Here is a 15,521-nt window from a genome sequence, read left to right as displayed (position 1 = left end):
CGATGCGAGGACCGCGGTCAGCGCTTCAGCTGCGGCCTGGCCTTCGGGGGTGTCTGGGTCAAGCGGCTCGATTCGCTCGCGCATGCGCTGGCACCTCCCGCTCGTCGGCAGGTACGGCGAACAGTCGGCGGAGCAGGTCCCGCTGCTCGGCGGTGAACGGCGGGGCTATGGCCACGACGGCAGTGACGAAGTCGGTGATGTCGGTGCCGCCGACGACAATGCGGTCGGCGGTCGGCTTGGATGCCATGTCAGCCGGCCTTCTTGGCCCGCTGCTGGCGTTTGGGCTTCGTCTCGATGGCGCGCTCGGGCAGTGCGGTGACGGTGGAAGTCGTCCAGTCCTTGCTGTCGAGGTACTCGTTCCATGCGGCGGCGGCTTCGGCGATCGCCTGCTCGTAGGTCCGCGTAGGCGTCGACGGGCGGTTGGCGTGCCAGGTCGGTTCCGGGGAGACGGGGTTCGTGGTCATGGCCTGATTGGATTGTCTTGCGCGCCATCTGTCGGGCTGGGCTGTCGGCGCGTCGGGGTGACACCGCGGCAAATCACCCCAACGGGCGTCCGGAGCCATCCCAGGTCGCCCAGCCCTCAACTAGGGTCGTACGTATGTCCGAAACGACACCCGACGGCGACTCGAATGGCGACGAACCGGAACGGCCGCCCACCGGCCCCTGGTTCCCAGAGCACCTCCGCGGCATCCCCGACAGCGAGATCACAGACGAGCAGCGCGCCGAGATTCGGGCGGCGTTCCGAGAACGGCTGAACTCCTGGACGCCGGAGCGCCGGGCAGCCTCCAAAGCTGACATCAAGACGCGAATCGCGGCAAACCTGGCGAAGGTGGACGCCCGGAACGCGGCGGAGACGGCTGATCCGTCACTGCGGTGGCGCCGGCTCGGCGCCGAGGCGGCGCGGAACGCGGTACTGGTGGAGCGGGGCGTACCGGCAGAGGGCGTCGCCGCCTTCAGGGAGGCGTTCGACGAGGCGCTACGGGAGGCCCGGGATGGACGCTAACCACGTGCCGGGCCAGGCCCGCACGACCGACCCTGCCGCCCAGGCGGCACCCCGGCCCGACATGACCGGCGGGCAGCCCGACGATCACGATGGCTACTTCGACGAACGCAGCGTCTGGATCACATATGAGGGTCGCGCCCGCATGCGCCGGCGCCTGGACGAGCTCGACGCGAAGTGGACGCCGGAGCGCTCGGCGGCATCACGAGCCCAGCTCCGGCAGCGGCTGCTCGAGGTCAACCCGGGCCTGGCCGAGCAGTTCGCCCGCGAGGATGCCGAAGAGGTCGCCCCGCCGCTGCGGTGGCGGCGGCTGGCCGAAGAGGCAGCCCGCCATGTCACGCAGATCGAACAGCAGCAGATCGAGCCGGAAGGCGTCGCCATGTTCCGCGAGATCTTCGACGAGGCGCTGCGAGAGGCGCACCGCACGTAGCCAGGTTGGTCCGGCCTCCGTCCCGCGCCGGCAGAACTAGGCCGCGCCTTAAGTGCGGGGCCGCCTGGTCAAACGCCGCTTACTGCAGCATGTCGTCGGTGATCTCGTTCCGGGACGCCGCGAAGATCCGGTCCTGCCGGTTGCGGCCCTTGTCCCAAACTTCGATCTCGAACTCGTCGAGGTCTTTGCGGGGGTCGAACCCTGCCCGTTTCACGGTCGCGACCAGCCACCACAGCAGGATCCTGTCGGCGTCGAGGATCTGGTCGAAGTCGAGGCCCCGGGAGAACGACTGCACCCGGTCGTAGCTGCGGTTTTGATACCGCAGGCGGAACTCGTAATCCTTGGCAGCCATGGTGACCATCCGGGGTCGAGGGGACTCGTCAGGTGACCTGAGAGTAGCCGACCTGCCGCCTGGCGTGTCGCCACCGGCCTGGTGCAGAATCCGCGGATGGCTGATCATCCTTCTGTCACCGCCGCCCGGACCGCCCACAACCGCGGCGATGTCGTCTTCCAGCATTCCCTGACGCTCAGCGGGCATGTGGGTGTCCAGCCGGCCGGGCGGACGCTACCGACCAAGGCTGACGACGTGAACTCCGTCTTGAACGAGGTTGCCGCTGTCGGCTGGGAGTTGGTGTCGGCGTCGGTGTTCAATCATGCGGGCAGCACCGCGATCGGCATGGCCTATGTATGGCGGCGCCGCTGACCACGTGACCAGGCTGTGCCACGGACGACGTCCGTGCTCAAGACGCGTCTGTGTCGTGCCGCTTGGCCACCTGTGCCACGATCGCCCCGACACCGAATGCGACGGTGGCGGCGAACAGGCACAGGATGATCGCGATCGCGGCTCCGCTGTTGTCAGCCTGCAGCGTGACGTGCGCACCCTGGTCGACGGTGTCGACCTGCCAGAGGGCGTTGCCGACGAGGACTGCCGCGAACGCCCAAAGGCCGGCAATGACGTCGAGGGCGATGACGATGCCGGGGGCGGGTTGCCGGCGGGTGGGTGTGGTCACTGGGCCTCCTCTGTCGCGGCTCCCCGATCCTGCCGAGGTGGCGGCCACCTGGCAACCGGGCGGTCGGCCGTGCGGACGGGTCGAGAGGCCACCGGAGGGCGTCCGGTCCGCCGACCTATTCCGTGTGCCGGTTGCCCGCAACGGACAGTAAGGTCGGTAGCCGTCACACGACCTGAATGTCGACCTGCCCCGGCGCGTACAGCTCAGGCTGGCGGGTGACGAGCGGGCAGTTCATGTGCCGCGCCTCCCACAGGGCATGCCGGGCGGCGAGCGTCCCCGACCAGGCGGAGATCTCGACCGCGGCCCGCTCGGTCAGCGGCAGAACGGAGATGGCGGGCGGCCACAGGACCGAATCCCAGGCGCTGGCTGGTGCCTCGAGTTCGGTGCCAGCCTCGACGATCGCCAGAGCGGGAAACCCGAGCTCGACAAGACCCTCGTCGGCGCGATGCCACAGTGCGCTCAGGGGTCGGTAGCCGTGAAAGAGGGCTTCGAGGGCGGTGGCGTCGAGAACCAGCACGGACAGACGCTATCGCGCCCCAGGGGCGTTCTCGATCCGCCGTTAGCGATGCTGCGACTACGCTGCGCGACGTTCCTGGCTGGGCGTCTGGCGCTCGGCCCGTTTGGCAGCGGCGATGATCTCATCCGCGATGCGGAGGTCCTCGTCAGTCAACTCGGGGGCGAGCTGCGGCATCTCACGCTTGAGGCGCTCCCAGCCGGCGCCGGGCGTCCACTGCGGCGGGCCGGCCGGTTCGAGAGTCCGGGTCATAGATGCCACGGTAGCGGCCCGAGAGGTTTGACGTCACGTCAAACCTCTCGGGCCGCCTGGCTTCGCTGCTGCGAACTGCCACTTTGCTGCCATTTGCGTCCAGACTGGCAGTTCGCCGGACAGTGAACGGCCCCGTCTTCCGGAAGGGGCTTGATCATCAACGCAACTTATCGATCCGGCGGCGATAAGGACAACGGCAAGGCGGGCAGCATGCGGCGCCAATCGTCGGCACCTTTGCGCACCCTGCCACTACCTCCGGCGCGCCTGTTCCGCACCGCCCGCGGCTGGTGGTGTGCTGGCCTGCGGGCCGACGGCGGCAGGTGGCTCCACCGGAGTCGCCGCCTTCCGCAGCACGGCAGCAGCCGCCGCCGGCCCTAACTCGGCTCAGCCTGTGATGACCTTCGGCCCACCGTCGGTTTCGCGGGCCAGCCGGTTCACGGCGTCGATCCGGGCCTGGTGCATTGGCAACTCGTGGTCAAGGCTCCACAGCGGCGCCTCGTATGTGACCTTCCCGGTGCAGTCGGCGGTGGTGGCGCCGCACTGCGGGCACTCAACAGCGTGAACCAACTGCTCCAGCGCATTGGAGCGAGCGGTCTCCGTAGCGCGCATGGCTGGGGTGACACCGCCGACCCAGCCGGCGGCAGCGTCTGCCTTGGCAGCAGCACGGAACGTGGCGAGGAGTTCGGGAAAGGCGATCATGACCAGGATTCTGCCGCGCGGCGGCCAGCTATGTGGCGGGGGTCGCACGAAGTTGGCGACCGTGGTCCTCGCCACGGGTTGGACGTCGGCGACCTGACGATGGCGGGGCGGCCGAAGCCGCGGCGGCCGACGTCGCTGACCGAGCCGTACGACGGCTGCGAGTAGTCGGGGGTTGACACCGCCATGTGTACCAGGAGACACCGGACGTTGGATGTGACCTGCGAAAACGTTGGCGCAAACGTCGCGTCTGGACACTAGTTCGGATCTTCCCCGCAAGTGTTCCGCCTGGCCAAGTCCCGTTTTTCGCTGCCCGCCCAGTGTCTCCTGGGACACCGGTCGGCAGCGAAAGGAATGAATGCAATGAAGTCACGGCGAAAGGTCCATCGAACCGCAGGGCTCCATCTGGTGGCCGTCTGCGGTGGCTCCGTGGCGGCGCTGCTGACGGCGATTGCCGAACTGATCCGCGCAATTCGCTGAGAGGCACCATAAACCCGGCTGCGCAAGGCAACGCCGGTGTGCGGGCACGACGAGCCCCCTGCCTTGGTTCCGAACGGGGGCGCCGCTGTCGGGCGTCAGGCGGTCAACGGCTCGGCCACCGCACTGTAAAGCGCATCGTAAGGGTTGCCTCGGCCGGCGGCTGGGGCCACAGTCACAGCGACAGGCATCTTCGTCGCACGCGGACTGCCAGGAGGCCCCATGGCGACCTTCATCGAGTGGCTCGCTACCCAGACCGATCGCAAAGACTCTGTAGGCGATCTAGCCCGCAACGTCCAAGACATGAGTGATGACGCCAGCGATCTCCGCACCGCAGGCGACCTACGACTGTGGCTGGATCGTCTTGGCGTCGCCCCGGCTACGTACCACGGCCTGTACGACGCCCGTGACGAGTTCGAGGCCCAGATTGCCGATGGCCTCAGCAAGGACGAGCGCAACTCGCTTCGCCGCTACCTGAAGAAGACACGCCACAGTCGTGACCACCTGGAGCGGAGCATCGTCTATCGGGGACCACTCCGTGTAGTTCTTGAGCACATCCGTGAAGACCGTCGTCGGCTCGACCGGTGGGGCGAACGACTCCAAGACCTCAGCGACACGCCAGGTACCCAGGCGTTCTGGGCCCATGTAGACACCGAGGAGCGCGTCCACGACAAGGCCTGGCGCCGGTTCGGGCAAGCCGTTGCCACCTACCTGCTCGGCGAGGACCCCGTCGTCGGCGTTGCTGGATCACTCTCCGACGCATTTCCAATCGAACCGGACAACCAGTCGTAGTCGGCTGCAATCGCAATCACAGCCAGGGCCGGTTCATTATGGCCGCCCGTAGCTTCCAGCCCAGGAACAACGCCAAGGGGTTGATCTAATGGCAGGGGTGCCAAGCCGAGGGCTGTAGGGGTCCAGATCTACATGGCGAGGACAGGCTGCCAGTTGATCGGGATCGGAAGCTGGGTATTCGGCTGCCAACGGTCCAGGCTGACCCATGGTGCCGTTGTCGGCGGCACTGGCTGGTCCCACCACCATGAGTCGTGTGGGGGCGTGCGGTGACAGCTGATGGGGCGCGTCGCCCAGCCGAGCACGTGCCCGCCGGGCAACTGGTAGTACCACCAGAATCCGGCCTGGTCGCCGTGGAGTTGGAGCCGCTGCCTAGTGAGCCCGTCTGATTCTGCTCGCATCGTCAGCGCTCGCTGCACGTCGAACTCGCCCTGCTGCCCGCGAGAAATCCATTCCATATACTCCGCCTCAACCCAGTAATTGGTGTTGAGAACCTCGGGAACCTCGCGGTCGTCTATGAGGCGGCCGGCGGCGTCGAAGCCGGTCTGGCCTGCGACCGCCGCCTCGTGCTCGCGGCGCTGGCTGAGCGCGAGTTTGTCGGCCACGGGTAGCCAGTGCTCGACCAGGCCCAGCGTCAGGGTGAGAGCTTTGGTGGAATTCACGCGCGTGTCGTAGGCGAGTTCGCGTCCATGCAGAATGCCATGGCGAGACAGGCTGCCTTCGGACTGCCGGACCCTGACGTCGGCGCTGTAGTAAGGCCGGGCGACTTCGATGTTCGCGCGTAGCCCCGCCAGCGTCTCGTCATCGACCGCCTCAACACCGTCGCGCTTCGGAAAGAAGGCGCGGCCCACAAGATCGTAGGACAGGCCCTCGATCTGGGCTAAGAGGATCGGGATGCTTGCCTCGTACGCGCCAGCGTGATGGTGCCTGATCGCGGCTTCGATCAACTCCGCCCGCCGCCACAGGTCCCGCTTGAGCGGCTTGTGGACGTTGGCCGCGCAGCGCAGCGGCGTAATCCCCCACTCCAGCCAACGGCTGTGCTCACCGTTCCATACGTCGGTGAGGATCTGATCGATGCGCTCGCTGCCAGCGCCCGCCGCGGCGGCCTCCAACGCGGCCCGCGTTCCCGCCGTTGGCCAGACCCTAGACATGACCCAGCCCAGAGGGGCGAACACCCGCATGGCCTGTGCGACTTGTTGCGCCGCCTCGTGGTTGTTGCCACCGAGACGGCGCAGGATTTCCGCCGCTTCGTCCCGCAGCTGCTCAGCCACGTGCTGCCTGGTTACAGCTGTCATGGCACACATGGTGCCGGTCTCAACTGTGTATCAACAAACTGGTTTCAGCCTCTCGAAGGTGGGACGCTGGGCGACCGGGCTAAAGATCGATCCTTGATCCTTAGTGTTGCCCTTGGGCTGGAAACTAGGGCCGGTTCATTATGTGAGACGTGATCACCATCGAGTCGCATGACGTCTCCGTCGCCGCCAACATGCTGCGCTCGGTCCTGCGCAACCTGCCGCCGCGCACGCCGACTGACCGGGCAACGGCGCGCCGCATACAGGGCGCCGTACTGGCCCTCGACGCGGTCGTCGCGCGTCCAACAAACGATCGTCTGTGAGACGGTTCGACACTGCATGATCGAGCCCGATCAGGGGCGTCTCACAAACCGTGCCCGGAAACTACGCCTCACATTGAGCGCAACAACCGTTTGTGAGACGATCCTGGTATGGCGAAGGTCGGATACGCACGAGTCAGCACCCGCGACCAGCACCCCGAATCGCAACACGATGCCCTCACCGCAGCTGGGTGTGAACGGATCTTCACGGACAAGGCCAGCGGCAAGCTTGCCCGCCGGCCACAGCTCGACGCCGCCCTCGACTACCTGCGGGCCGGCGACCAGCTCGTTATCACGCGCCTCGACCGGCTCGGCCGGTCCGTCAAGAACCTCTGCGAGCTCGCCGACGACCTCAAGACGCGGCAGGTCGACCTGCAGGTGCTGTCGCAGGGCATCGACACCAGCACACCCGGCGGCAAGCTGTTCTTCCACATCCTCGCCGGCATCGCTGAGTTCGAGCGCGACCTGCTGTCGGAGCGCACCCTCGACGGCCTGGAGGCAGCCCGCGCCCGCGGACGCAAGGGTGGCCGACGACCGGTGATGACACCCGACAAGCTCGCCGTCGCCCGGCAGATGTACGACTCGAAGCAGCACACCATCGAGGCGATCGCAAAGGTCGTCGGCGTCAGCCGCGCCACGCTCTACCGACACCTCGAGCCAGCCCCAGGCAGCAAGTCCTGACGAAGTTTGGCCGCAGCTTGGCCGCGGACCGCACGGAACCGCCAGGGATGACCCAAGACAGACAGGGCCACGGCAGCGCTCTGACCTGCCGAAACAGTACGGCGAGGATCTTGCGGAGCCCGACAGGGACGAGGGCGTTCGGTCTTGAAAACCGGTGAGGCGTTCCGCGTCTCCGTGGGTTCGAATCCCACGCCCTCCGCCAAAGCTCAGCCCAAACTCCCGCTGACCAGCAAGAACGCCGCCCAATGGTCGCCTGCGTCTGTACACCGGTGGTGTTGCTGGATCTCACCGCTAGCCGGCGCGGGCTCAGTGGTTATCCATGCAGTTGCCGTTGACAGCCAAGGTGGCCTACCGCGTGTCAGTGAACTGGCACTTGAGTGCTACGCAGTTCGGTGATGTTGCCGTTTACAGACACAGTGGTCCAGTGGGTGTCAGCACGGCGGGTCGATGCCGGGGCGCCTACGGGAAACGCAACAGGGCCGGCCTCCCGTTTCTGGAAGCCGGCCCCGGTTGCGCCGTGCGGAGAAGCCCTTCGCCGTTTCGTCGGAGGTCTCCCGCGCCTTAGATATCCGCGTCAGGCAGTGCGCCCGTCGTTCCCCGCTAGGATCATCCGGCGGCGCCGGGACAGCAGGTAGAGGACCACGCCCAGGACGAGCGCGAGCGCGCCAAACTCCAGCCATGACGTCTGTCCTGATGCTGGTCGCGGAGGTGCTGGCACCTCCGCGACCGTCCGCGGCAGGCTACGACGAGGCGATCGTGATCGCCACGGTCGACTGGTTGTCGGCCGGCTTGGCTTCCGTGGGGTTGAGATAGCCCACTTCCGCTCCCTTGACCGTCAACGTGCTCGGCGGCGCCTGAGTGGAGTAAATGACCAGGGAGCCGCTGCGGGTGGCGCCCTGCGGCAGAGGGCCACCGGAGACGATGCACCACCAGCTGGGCGATCCGGAAAGGCACTGCGAGGTCGGCTCGATCGCCAGATACTGCAGCCCGGGCACGGCCTCGGCGAGCTCGACGAGGACGTAGTCATGCTGGGCGTCGGTGTTCGCGCGCACGCTGAACGGAATCACCGTCCTGTAGGAGCCGTCCGCTTGCTGGACCGAGGTGCCCGGCTGTGCGGTCACCGTCAGATCGGCCTGCACGGCCGGCTTGTACTTGTCGGCTTTCCCGTGGCCGTTCGTTCCGAGAAGCTTGGTGCCGAAGGTTGCCGAACTGGAACCAGGCACGGACGAACCGTTGAGGAGTGCCTCGACCTTGCCGGCAGTCCCGATGCGGGTCTTTTTCTTGGCGGCGGCCAGGGACGTGAACGTCGCATGTAGCGTCCGCTGCTCACCAGGGGCGAAGGCGTTGCCGGAGATCGAGCAGGTGCTGACGGCCGCGGTTGGGCCGAACATGCATTGCACGATGGAGCCGTCTGGTGATCCGGTGAACCGGATCCCGTCCGCATTGGTGATTCGCAGGTTGAGATACTCGCTCGTCGGACCGGTGTAGCCGACGGTGATCTCCAATGTGCCCGAGTAACCGCCGCCGGCAATAGGGCTCAACACCGCGGTGCCGGTCTGTACAGAGACGGAGACCGGGTCAGCGGCAGTGGCGGCGGTGGCGGTGCCGAACAGGGCCGCCGCGGTGACGCCCGTGGCGAGTACCGCACTGTGCAGATACCAGCGTCGTAGAGACATCCATTTCTCCCCGTAGTGCGAATGATGGTTTCCCCGTATTGGGGAATAGGGACGAGATCCGGATGACCCAGGTGCGGAGGCCATCGGAGCTCGTGATTGGTAGTGTTGCACGATCTCGCAAATCCCGTTGCCCCTACCGGCGTCGGTGAGGGGCCGCCTGAAGGTCGCTGCGCCGAACCTGCCTGCTGAATACCGCTCTGCGGACCGGATCTGGCGAGTCCGACAGGTGCTGTCCGGTCGGCGACAGTAACGATCTACACTGCTCGATCATGAAGTCACGGGTCTTGCTCGCGCACCTCGGTGCCGCCACAACCGGTGCCGTCATTTCAACCGCGGTCACCGCTCCGGCTCGGGCCGATTCTGGATTGCAGGCCTCAGACGTGTCAGCAACTGACATCGCCTACCGTCTTGGCTACCTGGCCCCGGCGGTGTGCTGCCTGGCTGTCGTCATCGCCATCGTCATCATCGTGGCGCGCCGCTTCAACAAGCGCTAGTGCGCAGCGACCGACTCGTACGGGAATGCGCCAGTCGCAGTGCTGCAATCGCGCTGCGCGACGACGATCCGGTCACGGAGTAGAAGTTACGGCCTGCCGTCTCACCGAAGCACGCCAATGGCTGACAGGCTGTGGGTCAGGCGGCGGTGAAGGATTCGCCGTCGGTCATTACCGGCACCGTGTCGGAGGTGCCGGACTCGACGGCCAGGCGGACGTCCTCGGCGAAGCCTCGCTGGATCAGCTCCTGGCCGCTCACGCAGCGGTGGACCGCGGCCTCGACGTTGTGTACCGCGGCCAGGGCGGCCAGGGAGACGGCGGCCTCCACGGAGAGTGGCGCGCCGAGCATTGAGAGGCCGTCCAGGACCGCGGCCGCACCTAGGAGGTCCTCGACGCACGGGCGCAGGGCGCCGTCCGGCCACAGTTCGCCGGCGGCGATGACGCCTACGGCGTTCGTGGGGGTGCCGTAGCCGCGGGTGTGCAGCCAGCGGGCCACGGCGGGGGCGTTGCGCAGGCAGGCGGCGACCACCGGGACGCCCGTTGAGGCGGCCGCCGAGCAGATTGTCGCGCCGTTCGGGGATGGGAGGACCAGCTGGTCGACCAGGGGGGCGGACTGCAGGGCGGCCGGGGACAGGCTCCATGGCTGGTCGGCGTTGACCTGATGGCGCCCCACGGCCACCGCGGCGCCCAGGCGCGTCGCATACGCGCGGGCCTGGTCGCTCCACGGGAACGGGTGCACCCGGATGCCCCGGCCCACGGCGATGTCGACGGCCGTCGAGAACGACAGTACGTCCACGACCACCAGGATCGAGCAGACCCGCGCGAGCTCGGCGGCGCCCGCCGGGCCCCAGTCGAAGCGGGCGCCTGAGCCGGGCTGGCTGTGGACGCCCTCCGCCATGGCGTCAGGCTTCGTCGTCGAGCGGGGCGTGTGGTACCTCCGGCGCCTCCACGGGCTCGAAGAAGACCGGCGCGGGGGACGCCGGATCCGACGAGGAAGCGGTAGGCGTAGCAGGGGTCAGGTAGGCGGGCGCCTCCGTCGAGACCTTGCCGAACAGGGCCGGCATCGTGCCCGTCCACGCGGCGCGCAGTTCGTCCAGCGCGATGGTGAACTGGCCGCGGACGTCCAGGGCGCGGCTGCGGCCGTCAACGGTGCCGATGGCGGTCACCGGGAGGCCGTGCTGGGCGCAGAGGGCCGTGAACGCCTTCTCGTGGCCCCGGGGGACGGAGACGAGGGCCCGGGCCGTGGACTCCGAGAAGAGCGCCACGAACGGGTTCATGTCCTCCGGCAGGGTGATGTTGGCCCCGCAGTCGTACCGCAGCGTCGCCTCGACGAGCGCCTGGGCCAGGCCGCCGTCGGAGAGGTCGTGCGCCGAGGAGAGGTGGCCGCGCTCGCCGGCTTCGGTGAGGACGGAGGCCAGGATGCGCTCGCGGGTGAGGTTGACGCGCGGGGGCTGGCCGCCAAGGTGCTGGTGGGTCACCCACGCCCACTCGGAGCCGGAGAGCTCTTCGGTGGTCTCGCCGAGCAGCATGATGAGGTCGCTGTCGCCGCCGAAGCCCATCGGGACGCGGCTGCCGACGTTGGCCATGATGCCGAGGACGCCAACGACCGGGGTCGGGTGGATGGCCTGCGAGCCGGTCGAGTTGTAGAAGCTGACGTTGCCGCCGGTGACCGGGATGCCGAGCTCCGCGCAGCCGTCGGCCAGGCCGCGGACGGCCTCGGCGAACTGCCACATGACCTGCGGGTCCTCGGGGGAGCCGAAGTTGAGGCAGTTGGTGACGGCGAGCGGGGTGGCGCCGGAGGCGGCCACGTTGCGGTAGGACTCGGCGAGGGCGAGCTTGGCGCCGTTGTACGGGTCGAGGCGCGCGTAGCGGGCGTTGCCGTCAACGGAGAGCGCGACGCCGAGGCCGGTCTGCTCGTCGATGCGCACGACGCCGGAGTTCTCGGGCTGGGCGAGGATCGTGTTGCCCTGCACATACCGGTCGTACTGCTCGGTGACCCAGCTCTTGTCGCACAGGTTGGGGCTGGCGGCGAGGCGCAGGATGGTCTCGCGCAGCTCGACGCCGGTGCGCGGGCGGGGCAGGGTCTCGGCGCGGTCGGCCTGCAGCAGGATCAGGTCGGCCGGCTCGCGCATGGGCCGGGCGTACACCGGGCCGTCATCGACGAGTGAGCCCGGCGGCACGTCGACGACAGCCTCACCGTGCCAGGTGATGACGAGCCGGCCGGTGTCGGTGACGCTGCCGATCGCGGTGGCGATCACGCCCCAGCGCTCGGCGACGCGAAGCACCTCGTCGAGCTTATCCGGGTCGACGATGAGCAGCATCCGCTCCTGCGACTCGCTGGCGAGGACCTCCTGCGGGTCCATCGAGGCCTCGCGCAGCGGCACCAGGTTGAGGTTGACGTCCATGCCGGTGCCGGCGGCGGCACTGGTCTCGGTGAGTGCGCAGGTGAGGCCGGCGCCGCCGAGGTCCTGGACGCCGACGATGAGGTCCCGCTCGTACAGCTCCAGGCAGCTCTCGATGAGCAGCTTCTCGATGAACGGGTCGCCGACCTGCACCGACGGGCGGCGGGCCGGGCCGTCGCTGTCGAAGGTGGCGCTGGCCAGGACCGAGACACCGCCGATGCCGTCGCGGCCGGTCTTGGCGCCGAGGAGCACGACCACGTTGCCGGGGCCGTGTGCCTCCTTGTTCTGCAGCCGGTTGACCGGCAGCACGCCGACGCACAGCGCGTTGACCAGCGGGTTGCCCTGGTAGCACGGGTCGAAGACGACCTCGCCGCCGATGTTGGGCAGGCCGAGGCAGTTGCCGTAGCCGCCGACGCCGGCGACGACGCCGGGCAGGACGCGCTTGGTGTCCTCGTGGTCGGCGGCGCCGAAGCGCAGCGGGTCCATGACCGCGACCGGGCGGGCGCCCATCGCGAGGATGTCCCGGACGATGCCGCCAACGCCGGTCGCCGCGCCCTGATACGGCTCGACGAAGCTCGGGTGGTTGTGCGACTCGACCTTGAACGTGACGGCGATCTCGTCGGAGATCCGGATCACGCCGGCGTTCTCACCGATGCCGGCCAGCATCAGGTCGGACTTGGGCGCCTTCTCGCTGAACTGGCGCAGGTGGACCTTGCTGCTCTTATACGAGCAGTGCTCGCTCCACATGATCGAGTACATGGCGAGCTCGGACGTGGTCGGGCGCCGGCTCAGGATCTGGCGGATCCGCTGATACTCGTCCTCGCGAAGGCCCAGCTCCTCGTAGGGCTGCTCCTCGTCCGGCGTCTTGGCGGCCTGCTCGACGGTGTCGAACGGGCGGTCCTCGGCGGGAATGGAAGTCATACACGGGCTCCCAGGTGTGCGAGCACGGACGTGAAGATGCCCAGGCCGTCGATGGACGGGCCAGTGAGCACTTCGACGGCGTGCTCCGGGTGGGGCATGATCCCGACGACATTGCCGGCGGCGTTGGTGATCGCCGCGATGTCGTGCAGCGAACCGTTGGGGTTTCCGCGGATGTACCGCGCGACGACCCGGCCCTCGGCCTCGAGCTCGTCGAGCGTCCGCGCGTCGGCCATGTAGCAGCCCTCGCCGTTCTTCACCGGGATCACGATCTCCTGGCGCGGCTGGTAGCCGACGGTCCACGCGGTGGCGTTGTTCTCGATGCGCAGGCCCTGGTCGCGGTTGCGGAAGTGCAGGTGCTGGTTGCGGGTGAGCGCGCCGGGCAGCAGGTGGGCCTCGCAGAGCACCTGGAAGCCGTTGCAGATGCCGAGCACGGGCAGCCCGTCACCGGCGGCCTTGACGATGGAGTCCATGACCGCGGAGAACCGGGCGATCGCGCCGGCGCGCAGGTAGTCGCCATACGAGAAGCCACCGGGCAGGATGACGGCGTCGACGCCGTAGAGCTCGGCGTCGGCGTGCCACAGCGGGATCGCCGCGGCGCCGGCGAGGTGCACGGCCCGGGCGGCGTCGCGGTCGTCGAGCGAACCGGGGAACGTCACGACCCCAATGCGGGCGGTCACTGCTCCTCGCCCTCCGGCTGCTCCTCGACCCGCAGGGTGAAGTCCTCGATCACCGGGTTGGCGAGCAGCTTGTCAGCGATATCGCGGGCGCGTTCGAGGTCGGCGGCGCCCTCGAACTCGATCTCAATGCGTTTACCGATGCGCACCGAGGCGACGTCGACCACGCCGAGGCGCGGCAGCGCGTTCACAACGGCCTGACCCTGGGGGTCCAGGATCTCCGGTTTGAGCATGACGTCCACCACGACGCGGGCCACGGGGCACTCCTGACGTTGAGTCGGGCGCTCGAGGGCGAGCGACACGAGCCTACCGGGCGGGGCAGCGCCGCAGATCACCGGCCGTGTCACGGTTGGGTCGACAGGTCCGGCTGGTCGGCGGCGAGGCCCGAAAACATCGCCCGACGCGCATCTTAGCGGGCCGCGGCGGAGCCAAGATCCGCCGCGGCCCGCTGCTCAGAGGATCGGCGGCGGGACGTACGCACCGGCCACCGGGTGCGCCGCCACCACCGCGCCGATTTCGTCGACCACGGCGCTGACCTGCGCGGATGCGGCACCGACGAAGGTCGACGGCGCTCCGGTCAGGGCCTGGACCTCGTCCGGGGAGAGCCGCAGGCGCTCGTCGCCGGCCAGCCGCTGCAGCAGATCGTTGTCCTGGTTGCCCTTTTCGCGCATGGCGAGCGCCACAGCGACGGCGTGCTCTTTGATGGCTTCGTGAGCATCCTCACGGCCCACGCCCCGCCCGACGGCGGCGACGAGCACCCGCGTGGTGGCGAGGAAGGGAAGGTACCGGTCGAGCTCCCGGGCCACGACCGCCGGATATGCGCCGAACTCGTCCAGTACCGTCAGGAAGGTGGCAAACAGCCCATCGACGGCGAAGAACGCGTCCGGCAGCGCCACCCGGCGCACGACCGAGCACGACACGTCGCCCTCGTTCCACTGGTCGCCGGCCAGCTCGCCGACCATCGACAGGTAGCCGCGGACGATCACCGCGAGCCCGTTGACCCGCTCGCAGGAGCGCGTGTTCATCTTGTGCGGCATCGCCGACGACCCGACCTGGCCCGCCTTGAACCCCTCGGTGACCAGCTCGTATCCGGCCATCAGGCGGATCGTCGTGGCGAGGCTCGACGGGCCGGCCACCGCCTGGGCGAGGGCGGACACCACGTCGAGGTCCAGCGAACGGGGGTACACCTGGCCGACGCTCTTCAGCACGTGGCGGAAGCCGAGGTGCTCGGCGACCTTGCGCTCCAGCTCCGCCACCTTGCCCGCGTCGCCGCTGAAGAGGTCCAGCTGGTCCGCGGCGGTGCCGACCGGGCCCTTGATCCCGCGCAGCGGGTAGCGCTCGAGCAGGTTCTCGATCCGGTGGTACGCGATGAGCAGCTCCTCGGCGGCGCTCGCGAACCGCTTGCCGAGGGTGGTCGCCTGCGCCGGCACGTTGTGCGACCGGCCCACCATGACCAGCTCGTCGTACTGCCGGGCGCGGGCGGCGAGCCGGGCCAGCGCGGCCACCATGCGGTCGCGCACCAGCTCCAGGGAGAGGCGGATCTGCAGCTGCTCGACGTTCTCGGTCAGGTCGCGCGAGGTCATCCCCTTGTGGATGTGCTCGTGCCCGGCCAGCGCGGAGAACTCCTCGATGCGTGCCTTCACGTCGTGCCGGGTGACCCGCTCCCGCTCGGCGATGGAGACCAGGTCGACGTCGTCGACGACCCGCTCGTAAGCCTCCACGACACCGTCGGGCACCGGCACGCCGAGGTCGCGCTGCCCCTTGAGCACGGCCAGCCAGAGCCGGCGCTCGAGGCGCACCTTCTCCTCCGGCGACCAGATGCCCACCAGCTCGGGCGAGGCGTAACGGGCGGCGAGCACATCGGGAATCCGCGGTTTGTTCACACTGCCCATTCTG

At 68.5% G+C, this 15,521-nt stretch carries 21 protein-coding genes and 1 tRNA gene; 8 read left to right on the top strand and 14 right to left on the bottom strand.

Annotated elements, in window-relative coordinates; all coding sequences use genetic code 11:
- Positions 1-58: 58 nt before the first annotated feature.
- Both AB0367_RS00625 and AB0367_RS00620 read right to left on the bottom strand, forming a co-directional pair.
- Positions 59-247, bottom strand: a complete 189-nt coding sequence (locus tag AB0367_RS00625; protein WP_366224040.1) for a hypothetical protein — start codon at positions 245-247, stop codon at positions 59-61.
- A gap of 1 nt (position 248) precedes the next feature.
- Positions 249-464, bottom strand: coding sequence for a hypothetical protein (locus AB0367_RS00620; protein WP_366224039.1), 216 nt, complete (start codon positions 462-464; stop codon positions 249-251).
- A gap of 134 nt (positions 465-598) precedes the next feature.
- Here AB0367_RS00620 and AB0367_RS00615 point away from each other — a divergent pair, with 134 nt between their 5' ends.
- A complete protein-coding gene (locus AB0367_RS00615) occupies positions 599-1,003 on the top strand; it encodes a hypothetical protein (RefSeq protein WP_366224038.1) in 405 nt (134 codons plus the stop codon).
- A complete protein-coding gene (locus AB0367_RS00610; RefSeq protein ID WP_366224037.1) occupies positions 993-1,430 on the top strand; it encodes a hypothetical protein in 438 nt (145 codons plus the stop codon). The genes AB0367_RS00615 and AB0367_RS00610 overlap by 11 nt, the downstream gene beginning before the upstream one ends.
- Positions 1,431-1,509: 79 nt before the next feature.
- Here AB0367_RS00610 and AB0367_RS00605 read toward each other — a convergent pair whose 3' ends face one another.
- A complete protein-coding gene (locus tag AB0367_RS00605) occupies positions 1,510-1,782 on the bottom strand; it encodes a hypothetical protein (RefSeq protein ID WP_366224036.1) in 273 nt (90 codons plus the stop codon).
- A 96-nt stretch (positions 1,783-1,878) separates the two neighbouring features.
- Between AB0367_RS00605 and AB0367_RS00600 the strand changes: the two genes are divergently transcribed.
- A complete protein-coding gene (locus AB0367_RS00600; protein WP_366224035.1) occupies positions 1,879-2,133 on the top strand; it encodes a hypothetical protein in 255 nt (84 codons plus the stop codon).
- A 37-nt stretch (positions 2,134-2,170) separates the two neighbouring features.
- Here the strand turns inward: AB0367_RS00600 and AB0367_RS00595 are convergent, their stop codons facing one another.
- From AB0367_RS00595 to AB0367_RS00580, 4 genes are all read right to left on the bottom strand, one after another.
- Positions 2,171-2,440 (bottom strand): hypothetical protein, encoded by a 270-nt coding sequence (locus AB0367_RS00595; RefSeq protein ID WP_366224034.1) that lies wholly within the window; start codon positions 2,438-2,440, stop codon positions 2,171-2,173.
- 163 nt (positions 2,441-2,603) lie between these two features.
- The gene (locus AB0367_RS00590; RefSeq protein ID WP_366224033.1) at positions 2,604-2,957 is read right to left on the bottom strand and encodes a hypothetical protein; all 354 of its coding nucleotides are present in this window, start codon (positions 2,955-2,957) and stop codon (positions 2,604-2,606) included.
- 57 nt (positions 2,958-3,014) lie between these two features.
- Entirely contained in the window at positions 3,015-3,206 is a 192-nt protein-coding gene (locus tag AB0367_RS00585; protein WP_366224032.1) for a hypothetical protein, read from the bottom strand.
- A 384-nt stretch (positions 3,207-3,590) separates the two neighbouring features.
- Positions 3,591-3,905, bottom strand: coding sequence for a hypothetical protein (locus AB0367_RS00580; protein ID WP_366224031.1), 315 nt, complete (start codon positions 3,903-3,905; stop codon positions 3,591-3,593).
- A 696-nt stretch (positions 3,906-4,601) separates the two neighbouring features.
- Between AB0367_RS00580 and AB0367_RS00575 the strand changes: the two genes are divergently transcribed.
- A complete protein-coding gene (locus tag AB0367_RS00575) occupies positions 4,602-5,171 on the top strand; it encodes a hypothetical protein (protein ID WP_366224030.1) in 570 nt (189 codons plus the stop codon).
- A 128-nt stretch (positions 5,172-5,299) separates the two neighbouring features.
- Here the strand turns inward: AB0367_RS00575 and AB0367_RS00570 are convergent, their stop codons facing one another.
- A complete protein-coding gene (locus AB0367_RS00570) occupies positions 5,300-6,439 on the bottom strand; it encodes a hypothetical protein (RefSeq protein WP_366224029.1) in 1,140 nt (379 codons plus the stop codon).
- A gap of 173 nt (positions 6,440-6,612) precedes the next feature.
- On the opposite strand from AB0367_RS00570, the gene AB0367_RS00565 reads away from it, so the two are divergent.
- The 3 genes from AB0367_RS00565 to AB0367_RS00555 all read left to right on the top strand — a co-directional run bounded on the left by AB0367_RS00565 (position 6,613) and on the right by AB0367_RS00555 (position 7,663).
- Positions 6,613-6,783, top strand: a complete 171-nt coding sequence (locus AB0367_RS00565) for a hypothetical protein (protein WP_366224028.1) — start codon at positions 6,613-6,615, stop codon at positions 6,781-6,783.
- Between the two features lie 108 nt (positions 6,784-6,891).
- Positions 6,892-7,461, top strand: coding sequence for a recombinase family protein (locus tag AB0367_RS00560; protein ID WP_366224027.1), 570 nt, complete (start codon positions 6,892-6,894; stop codon positions 7,459-7,461).
- A gap of 114 nt (positions 7,462-7,575) precedes the next feature.
- Positions 7,576-7,663 (top strand) — tRNA-Ser (locus tag AB0367_RS00555).
- Between the two features lie 538 nt (positions 7,664-8,201).
- On the opposite strand, the gene AB0367_RS00550 is transcribed toward AB0367_RS00555, so the two are convergent.
- Positions 8,202-9,137: a hypothetical protein gene (locus AB0367_RS00550; RefSeq protein WP_366224026.1), complete on the bottom strand. Its 936-nt coding sequence runs from the start codon at positions 9,135-9,137 to the stop codon at positions 8,202-8,204.
- Between the two features lie 269 nt (positions 9,138-9,406).
- Here AB0367_RS00550 and AB0367_RS00545 point away from each other — a divergent pair, with 269 nt between their 5' ends.
- The gene (locus AB0367_RS00545; protein ID WP_366224025.1) at positions 9,407-9,631 is read left to right on the top strand and encodes a hypothetical protein; all 225 of its coding nucleotides are present in this window, start codon (positions 9,407-9,409) and stop codon (positions 9,629-9,631) included.
- 136 nt (positions 9,632-9,767) lie between these two features.
- Here AB0367_RS00545 and AB0367_RS00540 read toward each other — a convergent pair whose 3' ends face one another.
- The 5 genes from AB0367_RS00540 to purB form a co-directional block, all read right to left on the bottom strand.
- Positions 9,768-10,526, bottom strand: coding sequence for a 2-phosphosulfolactate phosphatase (locus AB0367_RS00540; RefSeq protein WP_366224024.1), 759 nt, complete (start codon positions 10,524-10,526; stop codon positions 9,768-9,770).
- Between the two features lie 4 nt (positions 10,527-10,530).
- Entirely contained in the window at positions 10,531-12,951 is a 2,421-nt protein-coding gene (gene purL / locus AB0367_RS00535) for a phosphoribosylformylglycinamidine synthase subunit PurL (protein ID WP_366224023.1), read from the bottom strand.
- Positions 12,948-13,628: a phosphoribosylformylglycinamidine synthase subunit PurQ gene (purQ, locus tag AB0367_RS00530; RefSeq protein ID WP_350554971.1), complete on the bottom strand. Its 681-nt coding sequence runs from the start codon at positions 13,626-13,628 to the stop codon at positions 12,948-12,950. The genes purL and purQ overlap by 4 nt, the downstream gene beginning before the upstream one ends.
- Positions 13,625-13,882, bottom strand: coding sequence for a phosphoribosylformylglycinamidine synthase subunit PurS (gene purS, locus AB0367_RS00525; RefSeq protein ID WP_366224022.1), 258 nt, complete (start codon positions 13,880-13,882; stop codon positions 13,625-13,627). The genes purQ and purS overlap by 4 nt, the downstream gene beginning before the upstream one ends.
- 195 nt (positions 13,883-14,077) lie before the next feature.
- Positions 14,078-15,508, bottom strand: coding sequence for an adenylosuccinate lyase (purB, locus tag AB0367_RS00520; protein ID WP_366224021.1), 1,431 nt, complete (start codon positions 15,506-15,508; stop codon positions 14,078-14,080).
- Positions 15,509-15,521: the final 13 nt, after the last annotated feature.

Origin of the sequence: Dactylosporangium sp. NPDC051484 (genome assembly GCF_040689395.1) — a bacterium.
Lineage (GTDB): Bacteria > Actinomycetota > Actinomycetes > Mycobacteriales > Micromonosporaceae > Dactylosporangium.
This window is presented reverse-complemented; position numbering and strand designations above follow the sequence as displayed.